This window comes from Microbacterium sp. HMWF026 (assembly GCF_003061325.1).
Classification (GTDB): Bacteria; Actinomycetota; Actinomycetes; order Actinomycetales; family Microbacteriaceae; genus Microbacterium; species Microbacterium testaceum_E.
This window is the reverse complement of record NZ_QAJB01000076.1, coordinates 1-2,303: the sequence shown is the minus strand read 5'-3', so window position 1 is coordinate 2,303 and position 2,303 is coordinate 1. Positions and strand designations below refer to the sequence as shown.

Below are 2,303 nucleotides of genomic sequence, written 5' to 3'. Positions count from 1 at the left end.
GGTCTCGACGCCCCCGTCCACCTCGGGGACGACCCCCGCACCCCGCCCTAGGCTGGACGAGTGACCCGCATCATCTCGGGCCGCGCCGGCGGCACGGTCCTCGACGTCCCCCCGAAGGGCACCCGCCCCACGAGCGACCGCGTCCGCGAGTCGCTGTTCGGTGCGCTCGACGCCGCCGGACTGATCGACGACGCCCGCGTCGCCGACCTGTACGCCGGTTCGGGAGCACTCGCGCTCGAGAGCCTGAGCCGCGGTGCGGCCTCCGCCGACCTGGTCGAGCTCTCGCCGACGGCCGCGACGCTCATCAAGAAGAACGCCGACCGGCTTCGTGCGGCCGGGGTCAGGGCCCCCGCGCGCGTGCACCGCGCGCACGTCACGCCGTACCTGATGGCATCCACCCAGATCTGGGATCTGGTGTTCCTCGACCCGCCCTACGACATCTCGGACGACGACCTGACCAAGGCCCTCGTCGCCCTGGCCCCGCGGCTCAGCCCCGACGCCGTGGTGATCGTCGAGCGCGCCAAGCGCTCCCCCGCCCCCGCCTGGGCGGCCGCGGGACTCGAGCCCGAGCGCGACCGCGCCTACGGCGATACGACCCTGTGGTGGGGGCGTCCGATCCTCGCCGCCGACTGAGCGGGGTCAGCCCCGGCCGGCGTCCCAGTCGCGGTAGGGGTCCCAGCCGCCGCGGCCGGTCCACGCCTGACCATCGACGGTCACGGCCTCGGCCTGCCGCGGCACGACCGTCCCCACCCGGCGGCCGATCGGGCCGGCATCCGCGGCGAAGGTCACCAGGAACCCGTGGTCCTCTCCCCCGTCCAGAGCCCGGGCGGGGTCCTCGCCGAGGGTGGCCGCATCGAGGGCGATCGTCACGTCCGATGCGTCGGCGAGGCGCGTCGCGTCGAGGACCAGTCCGTCCGACAGGTCCATCATGGCCGTGGCCCCGGATGCCGCGGCCCGCACCGCCTCGTCGAGCGGCGGGCGGGGCGTCAGCTGGCGCGACACCGCGCGGGCGTCGGCCGGGTCCAGCGCCTCGCGCGCCTCGGTGGTCAGCGCGATCGGCGCGCCTCCGGCATCCGTGAAGCGCTCGAAGAGCACGGCCAGGCCGCGCGCCGCTTCACCCAGCTCGCCGATGACGTACACGCCGTCGCCCACGCGAGCCCCCGAACGCCGGACGGGATCGCGGCCGTCCAAGCTGCCGAGCGCGGTCACGGCGATCGTGAGCGTGTCGGAGACCGTCAGGTCGCCGCCCTCGACCGCGCAGCCGGGGGCCAGCTCCGCGCACGCGGCGGCCAGACCGTCGGCGAAGCCGCGGACGAACGACACCGGCGTGGCATCCGGCATCGCCAGCGCGACCAGCAGGGCGATCGGACGCGCGCCCATCGCGGCGACGTCGGCCAGGTTGACCGCCGCCGCCTTGAAACCCAGGTCGAACGGCGACGACCACGCCAACCGGAAGTCCGGACCGTGCACAAGAGTGTCGGTCGTGGCGACCCCCCGACCGTCGGGAACCGCCAGCACGGCGGCGTCGTCGCCCGGTCCCACCGGAGCGGTCGAGGCGGGGAGGCGGTCCAGGATGCCGCGCAGGATCTGCCCCTCGGACAGCTCCCCCACGGTGGTCTCGGCGTCTGTCACCCTCCCACGCTATTAGCCTGGAGGGGTGTCCCGCTCCCTCCGCCCCCTCGCGCTCGTCGCCGCCCTCGCCCTGCTGCCGGGTCTGGCCGCGTGCAGCACCACGGTCGCGATGCAGCCCGCGAAGGACGCCAACGACCCGGCCTGCGCCGAGGTGATCTCGCGCCTGCCGAAGTCGATCTCGGGCCAGGAGCGGCGCTGGACCGACGCCCAGTCCACCGGAGCCTGGGGCGACCCGGCCGCCATCCTGCTGACCTGCGGGCTCGAGACCCCGGGGCCCTCGACGCTGCCCTGCCGTTCGTTCGACGGCGTGGATTGGCTGGTCGACGAGTCGCAGGCGGCCGACAACCGGTACACGCTCACGACGTTCGGCCGCAGCCCCGCCCTGCAGATCTTCCTGGACTACGAGTCCGCGAGCAGCGCCGACGTCGCGCAGGCCATCGGCCCGCTCGTGCGCGACTACCTGCCCGCGACGGGGTCGGTCTGCACCTCGGCCGCCGACGCGACGCCCGCCCCCTGATCCGACGGCCCGGCGCCTCTGCTCCCGGGCGCTTCTGTTTCGTGCACTCGGCGGGTGTCGACACCCCGTCCGCCGCCTCCGCCGTGCACAACGGCGGGCGCCGGGCACGACACGCCGGCCGAATCGCCCGTCGCACGGCGCGCCGTACGAACTC

At 75.1% G+C, this 2,303-nt stretch carries 3 protein-coding genes; 2 read left to right on the top strand and 1 reads right to left on the bottom strand.

From position 1 onward, the window contains the following. Nucleotides 1-60: 60 nt before the first annotated feature. Entirely contained in the window at nt 61-633 is a 573-nt protein-coding gene (gene rsmD / locus DBR36_RS03680; RefSeq protein WP_108317620.1) for a 16S rRNA (guanine(966)-N(2))-methyltransferase RsmD, read from the top strand. Nucleotides 634-639: 6 nt separating this feature from the next. Here rsmD and thiL read toward each other — a convergent pair whose 3' ends face one another. Then, a complete protein-coding gene (gene thiL / locus DBR36_RS03675) occupies nt 640-1,632 on the bottom strand; it encodes a thiamine-phosphate kinase (protein ID WP_108317619.1) in 993 nt (330 codons plus the stop codon). A gap of 25 nt (nt 1,633-1,657) precedes the next feature. Between thiL and DBR36_RS03670 the strand changes: the two genes are divergently transcribed. After that, entirely contained in the window at nt 1,658-2,149 is a 492-nt protein-coding gene (locus DBR36_RS03670; RefSeq protein ID WP_108317618.1) for a DUF3515 family protein, read from the top strand. Nucleotides 2,150-2,303 lie beyond the last annotated feature (154 nt).